13 protein-coding genes are annotated in these 22,138 nt (G+C 57.2%); 3 read left to right on the top strand and 10 right to left on the bottom strand.

Features of this window, described 5'->3' with window-relative positions:
• Positions 1–7: 7 nt before the first annotated feature.
• From glgA to F8N85_RS10360, 5 genes are all read right to left on the bottom strand, one after another.
• Entirely contained in the window at positions 8–1,576 is a 1,569-nt protein-coding gene (gene glgA / locus F8N85_RS10380; protein WP_150803530.1) for a glycogen synthase GlgA, read from the bottom strand.
• An 806-nt stretch (positions 1,577–2,382) separates the two neighbouring features.
• On the bottom strand, positions 2,383–3,402 hold the full coding sequence (locus tag F8N85_RS10375; protein ID WP_150803529.1) for an alpha/beta fold hydrolase: 1,020 nt from the start codon (positions 3,400–3,402) through the stop codon (positions 2,383–2,385).
• Positions 3,403–3,488: 86 nt separating this feature from the next.
• Positions 3,489–3,923, bottom strand: a complete 435-nt coding sequence (locus tag F8N85_RS10370; RefSeq protein ID WP_150803528.1) for a YqaA family protein — start codon at positions 3,921–3,923, stop codon at positions 3,489–3,491.
• A complete protein-coding gene (locus F8N85_RS10365) occupies positions 3,923–4,369 on the bottom strand; it encodes a DUF411 domain-containing protein (protein ID WP_150803527.1) in 447 nt (148 codons plus the stop codon). The genes F8N85_RS10370 and F8N85_RS10365 overlap by 1 nt, the downstream gene beginning before the upstream one ends.
• Before the next feature lie 189 nt (positions 4,370–4,558).
• Entirely contained in the window at positions 4,559–5,008 is a 450-nt protein-coding gene (locus F8N85_RS10360; RefSeq protein WP_150803526.1) for an SRPBCC family protein, read from the bottom strand.
• Between the two features lie 164 nt (positions 5,009–5,172).
• Here F8N85_RS10360 and F8N85_RS10355 point away from each other — a divergent pair, with 164 nt between their 5' ends.
• Positions 5,173–5,361, top strand: coding sequence for a hypothetical protein (locus F8N85_RS10355; RefSeq protein ID WP_150803525.1), 189 nt, complete (start codon positions 5,173–5,175; stop codon positions 5,359–5,361).
• Between the two features lie 17 nt (positions 5,362–5,378).
• On the opposite strand, the gene F8N85_RS10350 is transcribed toward F8N85_RS10355, so the two are convergent.
• Entirely contained in the window at positions 5,379–5,759 is a 381-nt protein-coding gene (locus F8N85_RS10350) for a fe2+ zn2+ uptake regulation protein (RefSeq protein WP_150803524.1), read from the bottom strand.
• Between the two features lie 311 nt (positions 5,760–6,070).
• On the opposite strand from F8N85_RS10350, the gene F8N85_RS10345 reads away from it, so the two are divergent.
• Positions 6,071–8,416 carry an acylase gene (locus F8N85_RS10345; protein WP_150803523.1) on the top strand — a complete coding sequence of 782 codons (2,346 nt, stop codon included), beginning with the start codon at positions 6,071–6,073 and terminating at the stop codon, positions 8,414–8,416.
• 22 nt (positions 8,417–8,438) lie between these two features.
• On the opposite strand, the gene F8N85_RS10340 is transcribed toward F8N85_RS10345, so the two are convergent.
• Positions 8,439–9,440: a FecR family protein gene (locus F8N85_RS10340; RefSeq protein ID WP_150803522.1), complete on the bottom strand. Its 1,002-nt coding sequence runs from the start codon at positions 9,438–9,440 to the stop codon at positions 8,439–8,441.
• Positions 9,441–9,659: 219 nt separating this feature from the next.
• Positions 9,660–14,858, bottom strand: a complete 5,199-nt coding sequence (locus F8N85_RS10335) for a dermonecrotic toxin domain-containing protein (protein WP_150803521.1) — start codon at positions 14,856–14,858, stop codon at positions 9,660–9,662.
• A 218-nt stretch (positions 14,859–15,076) separates the two neighbouring features.
• On the opposite strand from F8N85_RS10335, the gene F8N85_RS10330 reads away from it, so the two are divergent.
• On the top strand, positions 15,077–16,114 hold the full coding sequence (locus tag F8N85_RS10330) for an Ldh family oxidoreductase (protein WP_150803520.1): 1,038 nt from the start codon (positions 15,077–15,079) through the stop codon (positions 16,112–16,114).
• 76 nt (positions 16,115–16,190) lie between these two features.
• Here the strand turns inward: F8N85_RS10330 and F8N85_RS10325 are convergent, their stop codons facing one another.
• The gene (locus F8N85_RS10325) at positions 16,191–21,539 is read right to left on the bottom strand and encodes a dermonecrotic toxin domain-containing protein (RefSeq protein ID WP_150803519.1); all 5,349 of its coding nucleotides are present in this window, start codon (positions 21,537–21,539) and stop codon (positions 16,191–16,193) included.
• A 121-nt stretch (positions 21,540–21,660) separates the two neighbouring features.
• Positions 21,661–21,981 (bottom strand): DUF883 family protein, encoded by a 321-nt coding sequence (locus F8N85_RS10320; protein WP_150803518.1) that lies wholly within the window; start codon positions 21,979–21,981, stop codon positions 21,661–21,663.
• Positions 21,982–22,138: the final 157 nt, after the last annotated feature.

Below are 22,138 nucleotides of genomic sequence, written 5' to 3'. Positions count from 1 at the left end.
GAAGACCTCACTGTTTGCCCGCTTTACCCAGCGCTTTAGCCACCAATTGTTCGTAGAGTTCGGCGTAGGGTTCGACCGCCTTGCACCAGTTGAACGGCGCTGCCATGGCCCGGCAGCGCATGGCGTTGAGCAGTTCGGGGTAGGCGAATATCTTGAACGCGCGCTGCAGCGCCTCTTGATAGCTGGGCACCGTGGATTCGTCGAACAGAAAACCGGTCACGCCGTTTTCAATGGTGTCGGCCAGGCCGCCGGTGTTACGTGCCACCGGCAATGAACCGAAGCGCTGGGCATACATCTGGCTCAGGCCGCACGGTTCGTACCGCGAAGGCATCAGCAGGAAATCGCTGCCGGCGAACATGCGTCGGGCGTCGGTTTCGTTGAAGCCGATACGCACACCGATCTGCCCGGGAAAACGCAGGGCGAGGGCACGCATGGCTTGTTCTTCTTCCGGCTCGCCACGGCCAATGATCGCGATCTGGCCCCCCGAAGCGACGATGAACTCGGCCACGCCTTCGGTCAGGTCCAGGCCTTTCTGGTACACCAGGCGCGAGACCACGGCAAACAAGGGGCCTTCGCTGTCGTCCAGTCCGAACAGTTCGCGAACATGGGCAGCATTGACCGCCTTGCCCTCCCAGTCACCGATGCTGAACGGGCAGACCAGATGCGGATCGGTGGCCGATTCCCAGCTTTCGTCGATGCCGTTGGGGATACCGCTGAGCAGGCCTTGCTGGGTCTTGCTGGCCAGGAAGCCATCGAGACCGCAGCCGAAAGCCGGCGTGGTGATTTCCTGCGCGTAGGTCGCGCTGACGGTGGTGATGTGGCTCGAGTAGGCCATGCCGGCCTTGAGGAAAGACATTTTGCCGTAGAACTCCATGCCGTCCTGTTGCAGGGCATGGGCCGGAATGCCCAGCTCGGGGCAAGAGGCGAGGCTGACCACGCCCTGGTAGGCCAGGTTATGAATGGTAAACAGCGTCGGTGTGCGCTGACCGCGCCAGTGCATATAAGCCGGTGCCAGGCCGGCCGGCCAGTCGTGGGCATGCACCAGGTCGGGGCACCAATGAATTTGCGCCAGGTTGGCGGCGATGTCGGCGGCGGCCAGGCCCAGGCGGGCGAAGCGGATGTGGTTGTCCGGCCAGTCGCGACCGTTGTTGGCGCCGTAGGGAGTACCTTCGCGCTCGAACAGTTCAGGGCAGATCAACACATAGATGACCAGGCCGTCCGGCATGTCCATACGCCCGATCTTGCAGGGTGGCAGCGCCGCGTGACCGCCCAGCTCGCCGATGATATGGATCGGGTTTTCGCTATTGAGTACCTGCGGGTAGCCGGGAATCAGCACTCGCACATCATGCAGTTGAGCCATGGCCCTGGGCAGCGCCGCAGAGACGTCGCCCAAGCCGCCGGTTTTCACCAGGTCGGCAATTTCCGAAGTGACGAACAGCACTTTTTTTCTATTGGGATTGTGCTTGAGCGCTGGCTGCAGCGTCCTGCCACCCGTGGCGAGAACCGGAATTTGCGCCGGATCATCGACCTGCTGATGAGAAAGTTCTCCCTGGGTATCTACAGCGGCACTGATCATCTGTCTTTCCCCTTTTTTATTAAGCTGTTCCTGGCGAATCACCAGAGATAGGGTTGGCCAACTCCCGTGGCCACGCGCATAAGCGCTACGCAACCGGGCGAATGGCACCGAGTACGCTGAAGCTATAAAGAGTGGATTGGCCGTTGCAAGGATTGCACCAAGCATTACGGCCTACCTTTAACCTGACCTTTCGTCCGGGCAGAAAGTTTCGACTTTTTTTATGCAACTGGCCGATCGGTTTTCGCCCGAGAAACTGAGTCTAGGCCAGAAGTTAGAGCGGGGAAGGTCGGTTTGGCAAAATTGTCCGACAAAATGCCCAGTGAGCTGATTGGCTACCATAAAAGTTTTACAGGTGCACTGAGTAGGGACATTTTTTTTTGTTCGCTGCGCGAAAAAGGTGAGGGGATTGCCAGATGGAGGGGCGGCGAGAAAATGTGTTGCACTGTTGTGGTGCGCTGGACCTGTGGCGAGAGGGCGGTGGCGAGGGGCTTGAGTTCTTCAGGCTTAACGCATTTCTCGTAGCAGCTGCCGAAGGCTGGGGTCGAGCCCGTAGAGGTCGCGAAATGGCAAATTTTGTCCTTTCAGGAGAACCGCATATCGCTTGCTTGCGACCGCTGCGCGCTCGAACGCAGGCTTCGCCAGCTGCTACGGTTCGCGTAACGGCTGGCATCAGGGCTTGCCCCGTTGGTTCGCGAAGCGGCCCTGAAACGGTCAGTCGCGGTTATTCAGGTAGACCGCATCAGCCGGTTTTACGACGGCTGCGCCCGAGCGCGGACCGGCCGGCGGGGGCAGCCTCCTCGCCACAATTAACGGATGGTTTGGGTGTTGAGCCAGCCGAGCAGTGCCTTGTGAAATTGCGCCGGTTCTTCCATCTGCGGTGCATGGCCCAAGCCTGGGAATTCCACCAGCGTCGAGTGCGGGATGAGTTTGGCGGCTTCTTTGCCAAGCACATGATAGTTGCCAATCTTCGCCTTGACCGCTGCCGGGGCGAGGTCCTTGTTGATCGCGGTGGTGTCGTCGGTGCCGATCAGCAGCAGGGTCGGCATTTGCAGGTTCTTGAACTCGTAAAACACTGGCTGAGTGAAAATCATGTCGTAGATCAGCGCGGAGTTCCAGGCCACCTGGGTATGCCCGGGACCCTTGTTCAGACCGGCGAGCATATCGACCCAACGATCGAACTCGGGCTTCCAGCGCCCGGCGTAATAGGTGCTTCGCTCGTAGTTACGGATGTCATCGGCGTTCACCTTCAATTCCCGCGCATACCATTGATCGACGCTGCGATGGGGCACGCCGAGCGCTTTCCAGTCTTCCAGGCCGATGGGATTGACCAGCGCCAGGCGATCGACCTGTTCGGGATAGAGCAAGGCATAGCGGGTGGCGAGCATGCCACCGGTGGAGTGGCCGAGCACGCTGGTTTGCTGGATGCCGAGTTTGGCCAGAAGCGCATGGGTGTTGCTCGCCAGTTGCTGGAAGCTGTACTGGTAATTGTCCGGCTTGCTGGAGGTGCAGAAGCCGATCTGGTCCGGGGCGATGACCCGGTAGCCGGCCTCGCTCAAGGCCTTGATCGAGGTGTCCCAGGTGGCGCCACAGAAATTCTTGCCGTGCATCAGCACCACGCTGCGACCGTTGGCCTTGCCGCTGGCCGGTACGTCCATGTAGCCCATTTGCAGGGACTTGCCCTGGGACTCGAAGGCGAAGTGCTGGACCGGGTAGGGGTAGTCGAAGCCTTGAAGCTCTGGCCCGTAGGCCGGGCCCTCAGCGGCGAAGGCGGGCAGAGCGGTAGTCAGCAACAGGCCGGACAGCCAGAGGGCAGGTGAGCGGGTCATGGGCGAACTCCGTTGGGAAACCGTCGAGGCTGCAAAGGCGCGATTAAGCCGGGATTAACCACTGACAGTCCTTTGGCTCAAAATGTTCACTGCATCCAGCCCAGGGTCACCCACGCCAACACCAGATAGCGGGCGGACTTGGCCAGGGTCACGATCAACATAAAGCGCCAGAACGGCTCGCCCAGCACCCCTGCGACCAGGGTCAGAGGATCGCCGATGATCGGCACCCAGCTGAGCAGCAATGACCAGTGACCATATCGCTGATAATGCCGTTGAGCCTTTTCCAGTGATTGCGCACTGACCGGAAACCAGCGCTTGTCGCGAAATCGCTCGATGCCGCGCCCCAGCCACCAATTCACCAGTGAGCCGATTACATTGCCGGTGATGGCAATGCACAGCAGCAACCAGGCCAGGTGCTTGCCGCCGAGCAGCAGACCCACCAGCACCGCCTCGGATTGCAACGGCAGCAATGTGGCGGCGCCGAACGCCGCGAGGAACAGCCCGAGGTAACCTGCAAGCATTAATGGGCCGGGTAGTCGGCTACCACTTCGTCGGTGCCGTTTTTGCTCAAGCCGATGACCTGATACGCATCAGCCATGCCATCCATTTCCATTCCCGGCGAGCCCATGGGCATGCCTGGGGCAGCTACACCGAGCAGGTCGGAGCGTTTACTCAAGGCCAGCACTTGTTCGGCGGGTACATGCCCTTCGACGAACTTGCCATTGATCACGCCGGTATGGCACGAGGCCAGGCGCGGCGGGACGCCGAGGCGTTGCTTGACTTCACTCATGTTGGTTTCGACATGGTCGTTGACCTTGAAGCCGTTGTCTTGCAGATGAGTGATCCACTTTTTGCAGCAGCCGCAATTGGCATCACGGTGCACATCGATCGGAATCAGCTCGGCGGCCTGGGCCAGTGAGCTGATGAACAGGACGCAAAGGGCTGCCAGGCGCAGTGTGGTTTTCATCGGTAGTCTCTTGTCGATCAGTGTATTCAAGGGGCTTGGAACCTTACGTGCCTTCCAGCCGAGGGCATTCTGACCATTTTCACCGACAAAGAAGGCTGCTTGTGTTTCAAAGTTATACGGAGATGCCCGCGGGTCCGGACTCTAATCAGCTCAAGCTGTCAGCCAACTGAGGCGGGCATTACAAATCTGTCAGGTAGCGCGGCCTTCCAGCCTTTTCTTGAGGTTGCCCATGGCGGTGTCCGACAATTCGACCATCCGTTGGCGCAGGCCGCCCAGGTTCATTTGAGTCGAGTACTGCAGCGTGCGCTTGAACAGCGTGCCGCTGCCACATCGATGAAGTTGGTAGTGGAGACTGCCGTCTACCGGCGCGGAGCTGAACAGGGTCTTGAATTCGTCTGGCCGGTGGGCGATCAGCACGCGATAGTTCATCGGGATTTGCACGCCCAACAGGTCGATCACTTCGGTAAACCGGTGACCTGCCGGCAAAGAACCGCTGATGCCAGTCTCGGCGCTCAGCGAGGTGGGGTGCCACTCGTGCCAGCGATCCGGCTGGGTCACATAGCCATAGACGGTATCGATCGCCGCGTCGATATAGAGTTGGTTGCAGATCTGCTCCACTGCTATCTGATGCTGACCCATGACACACCTCCTTGTGGGTGGTGCGTCAAGCTTAGCTGCTCAGGCATGGGACGCGGGTTTCATTGCGCGGTAACATGTGACGCCGTTTGCAACCACCCGGCCCCGCACAGAAGCAGGGGCCAGGCACGTATCCGGACACACCTTTTCAGGCTCAGGAACCCGCAATGACCCAGTCGCAACGTTTGAAATACTCGATTCTGATTTCCCTGGTGGTGCTGGGGATCATGTTTGGCCTCTCTTACCTGCAGAACGTCGGGATGATCACCGAGAAAATGTTCCAGTACATCGCCATCGCGGTGGCGGTGATAGTGGTCGTAATCAATGGCGTCATGCGCCGCAAGGTCAAGCCCTGATCGAGCGCACCAGGGCTTCAGGTTTTGCGGTGAAGTAAAGCGGCAGCCTGTTGATGCAGGCTGTAGCTCTTGTCTGGATTGAGCGTGATCACGCCCTCGCTGTTCAGACGCTTGAGCACTTCGCGCACGCTGAGAAAGGACAACGGAATGTCCAGTTCCAGCAAATGACTGTGCACACCGCGCACGCCAAGCGAACGGTCGCTTTGGGCGGCTCTCAACAACGCATCGATGACCTTCAGGCGAATCAGGCTGGTGCGCAGGCCGAAGCTTTTGAGCACAAGCCGGATCCGGTCATTGGCGTGGCGCTCGAGACTTTTCTCGAAGGCGCCGGTGCCGTTGCCCAGCGAAGGGCTGTGCAGGGTCTGGTTACCATCCATTGGCAGTTGCTGGTTGTACATGCAAAAACTCCTTTTTCCGAGCCTGATCAGGAAAATGATGGGTGCTCTCAGTTAATAAGACGTATGAGCACGCCGAATAATGAAGCCTCAGATGTAGAAAATTTGTCGATTTCCCGTTGATGACCCATCAGATGCCCGGATAGACAGGGGTCAGGCGCTAAATTTTTTTCGTTTGCTTCGTCTTCAGGAGGAGACACGTTCCGGCTCAAGCCTGGACGTGCGGTCTTTTCCAGGTTGGCTGCGCTGTTTGTGCATCGCCATCACACTGCATGCCGGCCCTGGTTTTTCGTTCCTATCGATCAGGAGTCAGCGTGACTATTTCCAGGCCGTTACCCAGGTTTTGCCTTGCGGGTGTGTTGCTGGGGGTGAGTATTGCCGCCCAGGCAGGGGTTGCGACGGGTGAGGCCAGTGCCGATATTCGTCGCACCACTTTTGGCATCCCGCACATCCGCGCCCAGGACGAACGGGGGCTGGGGTATGGCATCGGCTATGCCTACGCTCAGGACAACTTGTGTCTGCTGGCCAATGAAGTGGTCACGGTCAACGGCGAGCGCTCGAAGTATTTCGGCCCTGAACAGTCCACCCTCGAAGAGCGCGAAAACCTCGCCAGCGACCTGTTTTTCAATTGGTTGAACACGCCACAGGCGGTGTCCGGTTTCTGGCAGGCGCAAACCCCAGAAGTGCGGCAGCTGATCGAAGGTTATGTCGCCGGTTACAACCGTTTACTGGCACAGCGACAAGCCCGGGGCTTGCCCGAGCAGTGCCAGGCGGCCTGGGTGCGACCTATTACCCCCTTGGACCTGGTCAAGCTGACCCGGCGCTTGCTGGTCGAAGGAGGTGTCGGTCAATTCGCCGAAGCCCTGGTCGGTGCCGAGCCGCCCAAGGCCGTCACTCGAGCCTCAGACCCGTCACCGGCGTTCCAGTTGGCCGCCACACGGGCCCGGCGCTTCGCCCTGGATCGTGGCAGCAATGCCGTTGCCGTTGGCCGTGAGCGCTCATTCAACGGACGCGGGATGCTGTTGGCCAACCCGCATTTTCCGTGGATCGGCGGCATGCGTTTTTATCAGATGCACCTGACCATTCCCGGCAAACTGGATGTGATGGGGGCTGCATTGCCGGGCTTGCCGATGATCAACATCGGTTTCAGTCAGCACTTGGCGTGGACCCACACGGTGGATACGTCCAGGCACTTCACCCTGTATCGCCTGCAACTGGATCCCAGGGATGCGACCCGTTACCTGCTCGACGGCAAGTCCTTGCCGATGACCAGGCAAACGCTGACGGTCGGTGTGAAAGCCGCGGATGGCAGCACCCGGCCGGTCTCTCGGGTGGTGTACAGCTCGGTGTTCGGCCCGGTGGTGCAATGGCCGGGCAAACTGGACTGGAACAATGAGTACGCTTATAGCCTGCGCGATGCCAACCTGGAAAACGACCGGGTGCTGCAGCAGTGGTATGCGATGAATAGTGCGGTCAGCCTCAAGGACTTGCAGGCGTCGGTGCACAAGATTCAAGGCATTCCCTGGGTCAATACCCTGGCCGTGGATGACCAGGGGCAGACGCTCTACATGAACCTGTCGGTGGTGCCGAACGTCAACGCAGCCAAGCTGGCCAAGTGCAGCGACCCTCGGGCCGGATTGCCGATGATCGTGCTCGACGGCTCCCGCAGCGGCTGTGCCTGGGACATCGACGAGAGTGCCGCACAGAAAGGTATTTACCCGGCCAGCCAGTTGCCGCAACTGCTGCGCACCGACTACGTGCAGAACTCCAATGATTCGGCCTGGATGGCCAACCCGGCCGCGCCGCTCAAGGGCTTTTCGCCGCTGATCAGTCAGGACAGCCTGCCACTCGGCCAGCGCGCCCGTTTTGCCCTGGACCGCTTGAGTACGCTGAGCAAGGCCGGGACGCTGGCCGTGGCGGACATGCAGCGGATGGTGATGGACGATCAGGTTTACCTGGCGAGCCAGGTCATGCCGGACCTGTTGCAGTTCTGCGCCGCCAGCCTGGGGCCTGACGCGGCAACCCTGACCCCGCTGTGTACCGGTCTCAAGACCTGGGACCGCAGCGCCAACCTGCAAAGCGGCCTGGGCTTTGTGCACTTTCAGAACGTCATGGAGCATTTGCAGCAAACCCCTGACTTCTGGCGTGTCGCTTTTGACCCGGCAGATCCAGTGCACACACCGCGTGGCCTCGATCTCGATCGGCCAGAGGTCGCCAGTGCATTGCGTGAGGCGATGCTGGCATCGGTCGCACGGGTGGCCGAGTCCGGGCTGACGGTGGATAGCCGCTGGGGGGATATTCAGGTGGTCAGCAGTGGTGGCCGGCAGACGCCGATCCATGGCGGTCCGGCGAGCCTGGGGGTGTATAACGCGATACAGAGCGTACCGGCTGAAGGTGGCCAGCGCGAAGTGGTCAGTGGCACCAGCTATCTGCAGGTAGTGACGTTCGACGGGCAAGGGCCGCAAGCGCAGGGCTTGCTGGCGTTTTCGCTGTCGAGCGATCCGGCCTCCAGGCATTCACGAGACCAGACCCAAGCATTCTCGAAGAAACAGTGGAGTGTGCTGCCATTCACTGAACAGCAGATCAAGGACGATCCGCAGTATCAGTTGCACGTCATCAGTGAAAAGGACACTCGATCAGGGACGGCGGCTGCGCAGTAGGTTTGAACCGGCACCCGGCCATTCAGCCTTTCGGTAACCGGCGCGGGATCGAGTTGAGCACTGGGTTGCCATTCTTGTTCTGGGTCAGGTAGACCGGCAACACTCTGGGCAGCGAGGTCACGAGGCCGTTGACCTCGCTGGTGTTGTAGATGCCGCCGATGCGAATCGCCCCGGTGGCGTTGTCCGCCAGCATGAGCGGCTTGCTCAGGTAGCGGTTGATCAGCGGCAGGGCATCGACCAGTGCCAGGTTGTCGAGAATCAGCTTGCCGCCGCGCCAGGCCAGAGCCGTATCACCGGCATCGGTCTGGCTGAGTTGCGGCGAATGATCGCCAGCCTTGTAGCGAGCCTGCATGCCCGGGTCCAGGCGCAGACCGTCACCGGGTTGAGCGGATTGACTGCTGACCAGCACTGAGCCTTTGACGAGCATCACTCGAACCTGATCTTCGTACAGCCACACATTGAACCGGGTGCCGGTGACACGAATGCGGCCATCGGCAGCCTTGACCACGAAGGGGTGTGCGCTGTCATGGCTGACATTGAAGAAGGCCTCACCTTTGTTCAGGGTGACCTGGCGCTGATCCTTGTAGTTGCTGTAGGTCAGTTCACTGCCCAGGTTCAATTCGACCTGGCTGCCATCGGCCAAGGTGATCTTCTCCACACCGTTTTTGGCCTGGAAGTGTTCGTAGGAGTTCGGCAACCAGCCCAGACTCCAGCCCGTAAACGCCGCCAATGGCAGAGCCAGCAGGCTGACCGCTGCCGCCAGGCCGTAGGTTCGCCATCGATTGAGGGGCACGGGTAGAGATGCCGTCTGCGGGGCTGCTGCACGAGGCAGATGATCCGAGACCTGCCAGATTTCGAGCATCGCCTCGTACTCGAAGGCATGTAGCGGATGAGCATCTCGCCATTGCTCGAAAGCCTGGCGTTCATCTGCCGTGCAGTCAAACGCGTGCAGCCGCATGCACCAGTGCGCAGCGGCATCGGTGACAGCGTCGTATTCGGCTTGCGAGAGGTTCTGTTCGCTCATTGACTCGTCCTGATTTTGTGCATTCTAACCTTCGCGGGCAGACGACGAGAACAACCACATGGCGAATGGATATCAAAGTGGAGCTTATTTTTTCCACTCATACCCTGAAAACAGGGCCGTCATCAGCAATATCCGTACAGGGAGTACGAAAATGATCAAGCAAACCTTAGCCGCATGCACCAGTGCGCAGGCTTGATCCCTGCGCACCTCCTTGATGATTTAAGGTATTGGCGATACCGGTCTGCTGGACGGGACAGGATCCAGCTGGCGACCCAACTGGGTGATGAGGTAGGCAACAGAGTCGGCATTGCCTAACAGGGTGTCGATTCGTTTGAGCGGGTCTGCGCGAAAAATTCTACGGGCATCGTCCAGGTCAGTGCCTCCGGTCAGGTTCAAGATATGGTTTTCGATGTGATCCGTATCAACGGTGGTCCCAGGATCCACCCAGGTATCCGTTGCGTCATCCCGGATCTGGAATAGTTCATTAACCGGAGTCAGGATAGAAAGCGTTTTGGTCCGAATGTCCTGCAGCGTTTCCTTCAGGTGCTTTCCCGTTTCGACAGCCAGTAAATCCTGGAACGGCCGTTCGGAGTCCAGATAAGCAATATCCTCGGTACCACACACAATATGAGTGAGTTCGTGAATGAGGGTTGTCGCTCTGGCGTGTGCTTCAATATCGAATGGAGTGATCAAATGTGGCTGATAAATGTGGAAGTCTGTTAAAAAAAAACTTCCTGCCAGATAAATCTTGTGTTCGACATCACTTGGAATGGTAAAGGCTACATGTGATTTCGGATTAGTGCGGGAGGTACCCGTGACAAATCGCTTGGAGTCAAGAGACGTAAGAGATGGATCCAGCAGCGCCGCGAGGACGTCGTCGATAACGGTTGTCAGCTTTTGAACATGGCTTTGCTCTATTGTGGATACCCCAAAAAACTCTTTTACGAATCGATGTATTCGCGTGACCGGTGGAGTAGCGGGTGCTAACAGGCGCAGGTTGCGCTTGCAGTTATTGGCATAAAGCAACGCAAGGTCCAGCGCTTCTACAATCATTCGTGCCTGTTCAGGGTAAAGCCGTCGAATGCTCTTCATTCCCGCAGCTTCTATATTCATTCCTTTGCGAGCGGTCGACGCAACAGCGTATTTGTCATTCAGCCTGGTTAGCGCTCCGCCGTAGCGGGGAAGGTGTTTGCGAGTGTCGAATACCCATTGCAGTGCGTCGGTTTTGCGCACAAAAGGGCCTTTCTTTAGATCACTGGTAATTCGCCAGTCATGTCCGCGTTGCTCTACGCGATAGACCTTTCCTCCCAGGGGGATATATTGATGCCTGGTCACTGTATTCTGGTAAACCCCGAGTTTCTCGCTCTTGCTCAGGTCGTTGAGTGCGACGTTCGTGACTTCATAAGGCTGTAGCCGGGTTCGCTGAGTCGCGGTCAAATCCATGTTGGCCCAGGTTGTGACAACCGGGGGCGCTTGCACTGTAGGTTCGGTCGCAACCGCTTCTTTTGCAGCAGGTGGTACCGGCGTCGAGGGGGAAAGCGGTTCCATTGCCTTCCTGAGGGTCACAAGCTGCGCCACCCCATTGATGAACGCTTTGAGCGCGGGCTCCCACTGGTGTTCCTGAAGGTCTTCAGCCGATTCCTTGAAGTACTGGTAGCTCTGCCACACGACCACCGGATAAGCCAGCTTCCCGGCGAGGAACTGAATGGCCTGTTGTATACCGCCTTTGAACAGATCCTTGACCGTCTGCCATTCGGGTTGTCGGGTGGAGTCGGACTGACTGCCGAGCAGCTTCAGCAGCAGTTGTGTATTGTCGTCAAACAGCCGCTTGAGCAGATTCCCGTTTATCGGAGTCGAGGCCAGCTTGATTTCCGGGTTTTGGTTATCGGTGGCTGTCAGCAAATTTCTGTAAGTTGCCTGTTGGTCTTCAGGGAGAAGTCCAAGCACCCAGTTTTGCAGGGCACCGGCTGCGCGGAACTCGCTTAAGAAACTGGCTTCGTCTTCGTATTCTTTTAACACATGGTGTTGATAGTACGGCGAATAGAGGACCTGCGGGCCCTGGCTACCGGGTTCAGGACCGATCAGGTACAGGCCGAGCGCTTTGACTGCCGTGGCGCCTTGAGTGGCGATCAATTCCAGCGGGCGGATGAAGGCTTTGACACCCTGGACGGTTTTACGGGCAATGGCGTCTGGCATGTCCATAATTTGCTGGGTTAACGAGAAAGCCTCGTCGGACAGTCGTTCTTGAAGTTTTAACCCATGGGCCAGTTGCAGGAGTTGCCAGGGAAGTTGTTTGACGAACCGTTGCTGGCGCTCTGCGGCGCCCGTATTGCCGGGGGTAAGCTGGGTTTCAAGGAGTGTCTGGTAATGCGTCTTGATATCCAGCTGCCGCACCAGTTGCCTCACTGAAGCTTCGTTCAGCTGCGGCGGCAGCGTTTGCGCTGTTTCGCAGGTGACTTTGAAATCTGTGCTATCCAGGCCATCGAAGTGGTTCAGTGCGAAATCGGTGAGGACCTGCTGGTGTCCAGCCAATGCGAGGCGAGGGGTGATCGTCACTTTGGATGGATCGATTGTGTGTTGCGGGTAACGAAGCCTGAGCAGTTCGGTCAGTTTTTTCTGAGCATAGTCGCGCAGTGACTGCAGGCCGTGAAGGTAGTCTTTGTCATCTTCAACATTATTTCGGTACTGTTCGAGCAGTTCGGCATGAAGTTGCTGCTCTGTTACCGATGCCATTCCCAACCAGACGGGCAATGATTGTTGTTTGACGGTCGCCTGGGCGACGTGCGTGGCGCACTGCAAATTGATCGGTGCGGGTTTTTCTTTCAGGTTGTCGAGACGACTCAGCAGCTGTCTGGCGGGTAGTTTGAGTGCGAAGGCCTGCGCCCGCTCTGCGAGGTATTGCTCGATATACGACTGTTGCTGGTCTTGCAGGACATTGCGCTCGATGAGCCTGAAGGGGCCGAGCGAGTACTTTTGATGGAATTGTCGCTCTTTGAGGTTTTCCAGAAGCACCAGGCGCAACTCGGAATTCGACAGTCGTTTCTTCAGTTCGGTTCGTACGCTGGCGACTGAACTGAATACCTCCAGGCCCAGCGCCGGTGTCCACAAGATCACTCTCCCGGAGTGCTCGGGGTCGATACCACCGCGTTCGGTCAGTAATAGACAATTGGCCAGGGGTAGTAGCGTGGGTTGCCCTTTGCATTCCAGTGTCAAGGCGTACGCATCCGGCCGGAACCCGTTCAATCCTTGTCGCGTAAGCCGGTCCGGACTGTCGGGGTTGAGCACGTTATTGATAATTGCCTGATCATCGGCGTGTAAAGTTTTGTTCAGAACCCTGAGTTCAGCTTCCCCACGTATGCCCACGGACATGACATGGGCCATTTTGGGCTTCATCTCTTCAAGGGAAACTCTTGGGATGTCGCTCAACTCATTACCCTTGAAATAGACAAGGGTGGCCTGGACGATGGCGTTGACAGTCGCAACGCTCAGATTTGCCCGCTTCGATGAATTGCCAGCCACACGCTCACCGTAGATGCCATATTCGGATGATTCGGGAATGGGCTCGGCTTGTCGGGTCAAACGATCGATGAAGTAATCGACCAGGCTGCGCGATTCGGTCGGCTGACGCGCTTCGCTTGCCCTGGCGTTGTCCGGGTAGCGATTGATGTAGACATCTGCCGCAAGAAGGTCATTGAATGCTCTGACCTTCAATTCGTTCTCAAGTGAAATCGTGGCCAGACCATGGAGGGTGGGATGGGTTTCGATTTCCTTGGCGAGAGAATCCTTGATGGTTTTGAATGTTTGCTCTTGTCTTTTTGCTTTTTCCGCCCGGACGGTAGAGGGTCGTTGTTTGTCGCTGGCAACTGGGCGGGTGCTCCAGCGACCATTCACATTCAGTGTCAGCAATCGGTTGTCGAGCATGGCGCGTATATCCAGTGCATGGTCGAGCAACGCATCGATATCAACAGTGCCTTCGCTGCGTCGATAAATCCCCAGGGCATACTCCAGGTTCTGCAGTTGCTTGACGGCGATATCTTCGATCATCTCCGGGAAAACGGCTCCCAGCAAAGGCGCGCCCGAGATTTGCGGATGATCAAAACCGATGAATCGATGGCGCTCTTCCAGTGTCAGTGAAGCGTACAGTTCATCTTCATGACCCGCTGCCTTGGCCATTTTTCGCAAGGTTTCCTGCAACTCCGAGTAATTTTCAAGTACTTGCAACCCTTCGGATTGCGTGTAGAGATAGGCGCTGGCGTTGCTGATCATCAGTGTGCTGGCCAACTCGACGTAATGGGGGTAATGCTCCCATATACGAACTTTTTCGATGTGAAGCGGGTCCTTGAGTTTTTTTCGTAGTGTGCTGTCCTGCAAGTAGATGGCTGATAATTCCTGGCTTTGCTGTGCAGTAATGATTTTTTCTTGACGTTTGAACAGCAGATCCATACGTGATTTGTCGCTCATGATTTCTGCGAAAAAGACCAGTCGTGATTGCCCGGGGCTGACTTCACTGTTCCAGAAAGTATCGAGGTGAAAGCTCAGCGACAATGTCAGGCTGCCGGCAATGTCTTTCACCGCCTTTTCCCAGCGCTGTTTGTCTTTTGCCGCGCGTTCGGGGGCTGCCGGGTCATCCGGTCTTTTCGGGTTGAAGAATTCCCGGGTTCGTCCCAAGGGCCACGCTTGTTGCTGATAAAACCTCAACAAGGCTTCGCTCAAAGGCACTGAGTCGACCCAGCAGCGTACAGGCGTGTTGTTCCCTTGCGAATCGACAGAAGCTTGCTCGATAAAACTGTCCATACGGGTTTTGCTTTGATCCAGCCCGGGAAAATGCTCGCGCAGAACATTATCGAGCGTTGCATTGAGCATCGAGGTGAGTGTCGGCAGTTTGATGAGTTGGTCCAGCATGGCCTGCACATTCTGGCGTTGATAAAGCCTGATGGTGGCTGCCTGATCTTCAAATACGTCGCCTTCGATCGGTGACGTGGTGATCGTGATTTTAGCGCCGGGCTTCAAGACCGCGCGTTGTGCGATTGAAAGGAAACGCAGCAATTCAACGCGCTCGTCCGTGCTGTCCAGCCGGTCGTTCAATTCGTCCATGAGCTCGCCGGCATTATTGAACTTCTCCAGACCACCGTACGGGGTGTAGAGAAAGACTTTTTTGTCGGGGGTCGGGCTCATCATGAAGGCGCCGGCAAGAAACGGGGCAGTGTCGATGCCTGGCGTGTTCAGGACAAAACGATCGACCTGCATGGGCGCTGATTGTTTTGCACGGTCAGCCTGGCTTGCGAAGAGCACGTGCTTGAGCCATTCAAGGTCTTTAATAGTAAAACCCCGATCGAGTTCGCCTTGGCTTAGTCGCTTTCTGCTGGCAGGCACAAAGGCTTCAGGAAAAAAATAGGGCAGGGTAGAGTCGTCGTCCATGGTTTACCTCGTTCTTTGCAGGCAGCTTCTGCATACGTCAGTGTGTTGAAGAAGCTGCCATCCTGAGGCGCGAGCGCTTCTGTAGAGCAGTAGATAGTTAATGCACTCGCACGAGTCACCGACAAAAGTTGACAGGGTGCTCTCCAGGCGTTGTTTAATCGCGGATTCGAAATCCTCATACGCTGTTGCCCCCTCCAATAATTAAACTGGAGCTTCAGATGTCTGCATCACCTTTGGTTGTCGAAACCCCTTCAGAACACCTCGCCTACGCCCAGTTGGTGGCGTTGCTCGAGCACATTTTCCTGCGCCATGGCACCTCGGCCGAAGTGGCTGCCGTGCTGGCGGATAACTGCGCCAGCGCCGAGCGCGATGGCGCCCATAGTCACGGTGTATTCCGGATCCCCGGTTACGTATCGACCCTGGCCAGCGGCTGGGTCGATGGCAAGGCGCTGCCGATCGTTGAAGATGTGGCGTCAGGGTTTGTGCGGGTCGATGCGGCCAACGGTTTTGCTCAACCGGCACTGGCGGCTGCTCGGGCGCTTCTGGTAGAAAAAGCCCGAAGCGCCGGGATCGCGGTATTGGCCATTCGCAACTCCCATCACTTCGGGGCTCTCTGGCCGGATGTCGAACCCTTCGCCTATGAAGGGCTGGTGGCGTTGAGCATGGTCAACAGCATGACCTGCGTGGTGCCCCACGGCGCCGATCGGCCGCTGTTTGGTACCAACCCGATTGCCTTTGCCGCGCCGCGGGCCGACGGTGATCCGATCGTCTTCGATCTGGCCACCAGTGCCATCGCCCACGGTGATGTGCAGATCGCCGCGCGCAAGGGCGAACGCCTGCCTGCAGGTATGGGCGTCGACAGCCTGGGCCAGCCAACCCAGGACCCGAAAGCGATTCTCGAAGGCGGTGCGCTGTTGCCGTTCGGCGGGCACAAGGGTTCGGCGCTGTCGATGATGGTCGAATTGCTGGCGGCAGCCTTGACTGGCGGAAACTTTTCCTTCGAATTCGACTGGTCCAATCACCCCGGGGCGAAAACTCCCTGGACCGGTCAGTTGATCATTGTGATCGATCCCGGCAAAGCCGCCGGGCAGAACTTCGCCGAGCGCAGCCAGGAATTGGTGCGGCAGATGCATGGGGTGGGGCTCAAGCGTTTGCCGGGGGATCGTCGTCATGCCCAACGAGCCAAGGCTCAGGAAGACGGGATTGCCATTGCGCTGGATGAGCTGGCGAATTTGCGTGTTTTGGCTGGAAGTTGAGGCCCTGGACTCACGCCAGCTCTCCCGGCCCTCTAGCCTGAAACCCGGAGGGATGGGAGAGCCATCGGTTAATGAGTCAGAGTGTTTCGAGATTCGTCGACAAAGGCGTCAAGCTCCCAGCGCTCCATGCAGAGTCCAACGCAGCCAATTCTGAAATGAGCAGGGCTACCGAGTCGGCATTGGACAGGATCAGCCGCGCACGCACTTTCGAGTCATAGAGAAAGGCCAGTCGTGCAGCATTGAGGTTCGGCGTGCCGCTTACTTTGAGAATGGTTTCCTCGGCTGTGTGGTTGAGCGGTTCCTTGAACAGGTTCTCGGCAGGCGTACTCCTGGAGAGCGCTTTTCTTCGGCTGCTGATTATCCAGTCGGGTGTCTGGAATGGCTCCAGACGGGTGGTATCGACCCGGGCTGTCGGTGGGTACTCGGACCAGGCATCGGCCAAGTCCTTGGTACCCAATACGAGGTGGCTCAGTTCATGGATCAAGGTGTTGGCACGGGCGTGAGACCCCTGATCGAAGGAACCGATAACCGGATAGTCTTCGCCACGAAGGCTCGGATCAAAAAAATGCTCAGTGAAGAAGATTCTGCGCTCGGGATCGCCGGGCACCGAGAATGCGACGACTGTGTCTGCCGTAATGGTTGTCCCGATGACATAGCGTTTCGAGTTATAGGTGTTCATGGAGCGGGCCCAGAGTTCGTCCAATAACGTGGAAGTCATTGCGTTTATCTGCTCATAGAGCGCGGGCGTTACATCGGGAACAGACAGAATATCTTTTATGATCGAGATGACTCTTGGATCTCGAGGTGTCCCGGGGACTGGCTTGCGTAAAGTAAACCTGCACCCCAGCAACTTCATAAACGCGGTTTTGTACGCATCCTGCAAGGCCCGGGCTTTTGCCGGGTAGCGTGTCCTGATTTGCGTCATGCCTTGCGCGTCGAAGTCGATTTCCAGCTTTGCTCGAGCCGTCGCGCTGGCCCCCTCGAATACGCGTGCAATTGAACGGGAGAGGGGGGTGGTGGTTATTTCCCAGACGCCGATCTGATTTCTTTTCAGGGTAGGCCCAGTCCTGTCGTCATTGACCATTCGCCATTCGCCCGCGTGTTTATCGATGCGATAAACCCGGCCTTGCACCGGGACGCATCGGCGCTGACTTATCGGGTCTCTAAAGACTCCAGGCGTCTCATCGCGTTGCAGGCTGATCAGCTCGATCCCGGGTAACTCGAATTCACGCAGTCGAGTGATTTGTTCGACGCTCATTGGATGGTCTGCCCAGGCAAGGCCGGTAGGGCGCATCATCCTGTCGATTTCCAGTGCACTGGAACCCGCGCGACCAGGCTGTAAGCGCAGGTGATGCATGGCCACCATTTGCAGCAGGCTCATGATGACTATGTCGCAAGCGTCGCCCCACCTGGAAGTCTTGATCGCCTCTGCCGCTTGCGTGACCAATTGCAGGCTGCTCCATATGACAAAGGGCAGCATGACGATGCCGGGCGCGAACATGAGTCCGGCATGGATAACGGGCGTCAGCAAGAACTTCAACCTTTCCCATCTGGCCTGTGCGGCCGTGATGCTTTGCGATTCGGCCATGCTGATCAACAAGGCTGTGTTTTCGGTAAACAAAGCGTTCAGCAGATTGCCTGCGAAGGGCTTGGACGAAAGACTGATGGGGCCAGGCGTGCGGGTCGGCAGATCGGAAAAAGGGATGTGCGGCTCGCTGAAGCCGCCATTGGCATAGATCTTTGCGGCGGCATTCGACATGCGCTCCAGGACCTGTGTTTGCAGGGGCGTGGATGTTTGCAGATCACTGATCAAGTGCGCCTCGTCCCGATACTCCTTGAACCCGAAATCCTCACTGTAGGCTGTATACAGGATCAGTGGTCCAGCGGCGGGCGGCTTTGGGCCAATCAAGTACATGCCGAGCGCGGCGTCCGCTTTCAGGTCCTTGTCCGGGATGAGCTCCAAGGGTCGAACGACAATACTCACGCCATCCAAGGGCTCTCTGGCGAGATCGTCCGGCATCGTCATGACCTGTTTGATAAACAGATACGCTGTATTGGTCAGGAGCCCCTGGAGTCTCATGGCCAACGCCTGCTCAATCAGTTGAGCCGGTAGTTGTGTGGCAAACAGGCGCTTGCGCTCATCGACCCCCGGTTTACCCTCATCGAGTTGGGCGCGGAGTGTTTTTACATACGCCTTGCCGATGTCCAGCGTGCGAAACGCCTTTTGAAGGTAGGAGGGGGTCAGCCACTCGGGAGCAGGCAGGCTACTGTTTTTGAAACCGATGAGAATTGCCGCGCCATTGACCTGCGCGTAAGTCTTCAAGGCAAATTGAGTCAGGTTTTCGGTGGTGTGCGGCGCGGTGCCCAGGGCGTTGGCGGTGTAGAAGAAGGGGGGTTCGCCAGTGGGGGCCAGGGCCGACTCATAATGGGTAATGGTGACATTGATCAGGTCTGGGTTCAGTGGGTGATCCGGGTCCTCGGCATCAAGCAGGGTCTTGAGTTTCGAGCGCGCAAAGTCGTGCAGATCTGGAATCTCATGCAGGTAGTTTTTCTCTGCCTCCATGGACCTTCGATACGCTCTGAGGGCCTCGAGGTACTCTTGCTGCTCGCTTATTGCCTTGGTCCGTAACCAGTCCGGCAGTGTGTACTGGAACAGCGCGTTTTGGGTACCGGCAATCAGTGTGTCCAGATTGATCGCAGCTCGGATATCCGGGGGCTGGTGCTGCATCAAGTCAAGGGCATGTTGCGCGCTGAGTTGTGAGCGTTGGGCAAGCTGGAACAGCTGTTCACTCGTCGCCAGTTCGGCGTCTATCTGCCATTGCTGAAGAACTTCCTGAAAGTCGCCGTCGATAACTTTCAGTTCTATCTTGCTAGCGGTGTGCTCAAGGATACTTGAACGCTGTTTCCATGAAACATTATCGAGCAGGCTGGAACGCTCGCAAACATCAAGCAGTCGTGCATTCAGTTGGCTGAGCAATATGGGTAATGCGTTAAACGGTTCCATGCCTCGTTCCGGGGTCCACAGAATGACTCGTCCACTGTCTTCGGGGGAGTATTCCGGGCCAAGACCACCGCGCTCGGCGATCACAAAGCAATTGGCAAGTTTTACCCAGTCCGGCTGCTCGCCCGCACTCAGGGCAATGCTGTAGACCTCGGGACGGAAGCCATTGAGGGTTTTACGCATGGTCCTGACGGGGCTGTCGAGCACGGTGACGAGCAGCTTGCGGGCATGCTCATCCAGGCTTTGATCCACCGATCTCAGGTTGAGTTCGTGCCATAGCGCTGCATACCTGATCTTGATCAGGGTGTCCTTGATTGAATGCCCCTGGATATCAGCAATCGAGTAGAAACGCTTCAGTTCTTCCAGGTAATGCTTGAGGAAGTCGGTCTTTGCCAGGCCGAGCATTGTCTGCAGGGCGGGCTGGCCAGGCTGGTTTTCCCCCAGCTCATGCTGTACACCATTAACCACTTTGTAGGCATGCCCCGTACCTGTGTAGCCTTTGGCTTGTGCGTAGCCGGTCAGTTGTTCGATCAAGAGGTCGGTCAGATTGCTGGAGTAACTGACCAGGGAGGGTGCGGCCGCACTGAGAGTGTTGTCCTCAGCCTCTATATGGATGTCAGCAGGTAATAGATTGCTATTGGCATAGGTCAGATAACCCTGCACCCGCGCTTGTGAAAACGAACGGATAGTCGGACGGCGTTCCCAGAGTTCGCGGGTCCAGGAATCAAGCGCCGTGAGACTTCGAAGCGCCGTTTCAGTTGGGTCGTCGGGTGAGATGGACGGAGGCTGAAAGGCCGATGGTGCTTCAATTGGATAAGGTTTGGTCGCCTCGCTGGATACCTTGAGGTGGTCCCAGCGAGGCTGCTCTTCAAGCGCCGGTAACCGGCTGTCGAACATGGCCCGGACGTCCAGCGCGTAGTCGATGGCATCATTGATAGCGACCTTTTCATGTTTCTTTTTCAGTAGTTTCAACAGATAGCGAACATTGGCCAGTTGTTTACCGATGATCGAATCCACGCGATCCGGGAAAACCGCTTTGTCCAGCTTCTGGCCCTGGAAACCAAAACCTGCGGGGGCCTGCGATACAAGATGTTCATTCAAAGAGAGGCAAGACAACAGGTTGTTGAGTGAGCCGGGACGCTCTTGTCGTGCCTCCAGTTGTGCTTTCAGGGTGTGGCGGTTTTCGAACGATTCAAGCCCTTCGTTCGGCACATAGAGGAATACCCTGGAGGACGTCGGGAGGGCGTGGCTGACCAGAAAAGCCCCGGCAAAAAAGATCTCGTTTTCTCCAGGTGCAGTATAGGAAAGATGATCGATCCGAAGCGTGTCCGCTGCGGGGGAGGAGGCGTTCGAGGGTAATTGGCAGACCTCGGAGAGCCAGGTTTTCTCGGCCGGGGAAATGTCGCCGGAATACTCGTGCAACTTCAATTCCTCGGCGAACCGTTGTGTCAGAACATCAGCGAAATAGTCGCTGCGAGTGTGCTTGCCGGCAAATGGACTTGACCAGAATTGAGCGAGTGCTTTTTCGAAAAGAGTCGGTAGTTCGGTACTGGCTTGACTGATCAGCGCTTCAAACCGGTTGGCATCGTTTATAGCAGGCAAGCCTCTACGTGCGTACTCCTCTTCAAGGCCAACCGAACTGCGGAACTCCCTGGTTTGTGTTGTAGGCCATGAACCGCTGCGGTAATACGCCAAAACAGCTTCTGTCAGCGTGGATGAGGAAATCTCGCGTTGAATGGAGTGGGTTTCTCCGTGCTCGTCTTCTTCATCCAGGGTGATGAAACTGTTGACGTAAATAGCCTCCGGATCCAGGCCTCCCTCAGGGTAGAGTTCATCCAGCTGGATTTGCAGGTAATCATTCAGCACGGAGTCGAGGGAAGGCAGGCTGAGGAACTCGTCCCCCATTCGCACCAGATCGCCTGTCGAGTTGTCCAGCAGCGCTTGGCGCAGATCAGTGAAAGCATCAACGATAACAAGATAGGGCTGGAGTTCTACCGGGAGCGTGGCGCAGATGGCATAACGCTGATCGACCGGGACGTAGCGCAGCAGTTCGCGGTTTTTAACGGGGTCCTTGAGTCGCTCGGCAAGGGATCCGAGTAAGGCGTTTTCATCCGGGTATTTTTCCAGACCACAGGCCAGGGAATAGAGAAATACCGGAGCGTCTTTCACCTTCGGGGCGATCAGTTTGAACGAGCCGAGCAGATCGGAAGGTGGCTTGCCCGGCAACACGAACTGGACCCTGTCGATGCGCATTGGCACAACCTGGGCAGCGCGGGCGTTGTCGTCCGGTAAAAGGGCGGCTTCCAGCCATTGTTTGTCTGTATCGGTAATATCGTTATCGCGTACTGCGTTTGTCAGTACCTCGTTATAGCGTGTCTTTAATTTATCGACGTCGTAGTACGGGGAAAGCGGGAGGTTGGCCATGCAGGGTGCGCTCGTCATGATCTGTCCGAATGCGGACGGATCTTCATGACGGGACGGTAGAGCGAATGCGCCAGGGTGCTGCGGTAAATAGTTAAGGGGGGCGCAAGTCCCCCCTCACGACTTAGTTGCGACGTGCCAGCAAAAGGCCGACCACCAGACCAAAGCCGGCGGAAATCGCCACGGTCTGCCATGGATGGCCACCGATATAGGTTTGTGTGGCATCGACCATGGGTTTACCGCGTAATCGTACGCTCGATACGGCGTCCGACGCCTGTTTGAGTTTCAGCGCAACTTGTTGACGCAGACCTTCAGCTTCCTCGCCCACCAGCGAAGCACTGCTTTTGAGTAACTTTTCCGACTCTTCGATCAGCGTCTGCAGCTCGCTGAAGGTTTGGTCCTTGATTTGTTCTTCGACCATTTGCGCAGCGGTTTTCCGGGCCATGGGGGGACTCCTTGCAGGTGAATGGGCAGTGAACAATGGAGTCGGCTTCAAGGGAAAAAGTTGCAGCTATTTTGAACCCGAACCCAACGCCGACTAAAAATCCAGGCTCGGAGATTTCCCCCTACAGTGTAAGATGTCGCCTATTTTATGCCGCAGG

Source organism: Pseudomonas fluorescens (assembly GCF_902497875.1).
Taxonomy (GTDB): Bacteria; Pseudomonadota; Gammaproteobacteria; order Pseudomonadales; family Pseudomonadaceae; genus Aquipseudomonas; species Aquipseudomonas fluorescens_BR.
The sequence above is the reverse complement of the archived record's forward strand: the minus strand, read 5'-3'. Positions and strand labels throughout refer to the sequence as shown.

Bases quoted from the DNA above. Each gene is read 5' to 3' on its own strand.
- F8N85_RS10330 (WP_150803520.1), top strand. From the start codon at position 15,077: ATGTCTGCATCACCTTTGGTTGTCGAAACCCCTTCAGAACACCTCGCC.
- F8N85_RS10360 (WP_150803526.1), bottom strand. From the start codon at position 5,008: ATGGGTCAGCATCAGATAGCAGTGGAGCAGATCTGCAACCAACTCTAT.
- F8N85_RS10340 (WP_150803522.1), bottom strand. From the start codon at position 9,440: ATGAGCGAACAGAACCTCTCGCAAGCCGAATACGACGCTGTCACCGAT.
- F8N85_RS10355 (WP_150803525.1), top strand. From the start codon at position 5,173: ATGACCCAGTCGCAACGTTTGAAATACTCGATTCTGATTTCCCTGGTG.
- F8N85_RS10365 (WP_150803527.1), bottom strand. From the start codon at position 4,369: ATGAAAACCACACTGCGCCTGGCAGCCCTTTGCGTCCTGTTCATCAGC.
- F8N85_RS10320 (WP_150803518.1), bottom strand. From the start codon at position 21,981: ATGGCCCGGAAAACCGCTGCGCAAATGGTCGAAGAACAAATCAAGGAC.
- F8N85_RS10370 (WP_150803528.1), bottom strand. From the start codon at position 3,923: ATGCTTGCAGGTTACCTCGGGCTGTTCCTCGCGGCGTTCGGCGCCGCC.
- F8N85_RS10325 (WP_150803519.1), bottom strand. From the start codon at position 21,539: ATGGCCAACCTCCCGCTTTCCCCGTACTACGACGTCGATAAATTAAAG.
- F8N85_RS10350 (WP_150803524.1), bottom strand. From the start codon at position 5,759: ATGTACAACCAGCAACTGCCAATGGATGGTAACCAGACCCTGCACAGC.
- glgA (WP_150803530.1), bottom strand. From the start codon at position 1,576: ATGATCAGTGCCGCTGTAGATACCCAGGGAGAACTTTCTCATCAGCAG.
- F8N85_RS10375 (WP_150803529.1), bottom strand. From the start codon at position 3,402: ATGACCCGCTCACCTGCCCTCTGGCTGTCCGGCCTGTTGCTGACTACC.
- F8N85_RS10335 (WP_150803521.1), bottom strand. From the start codon at position 14,858: ATGGACGACGACTCTACCCTGCCCTATTTTTTTCCTGAAGCCTTTGTG.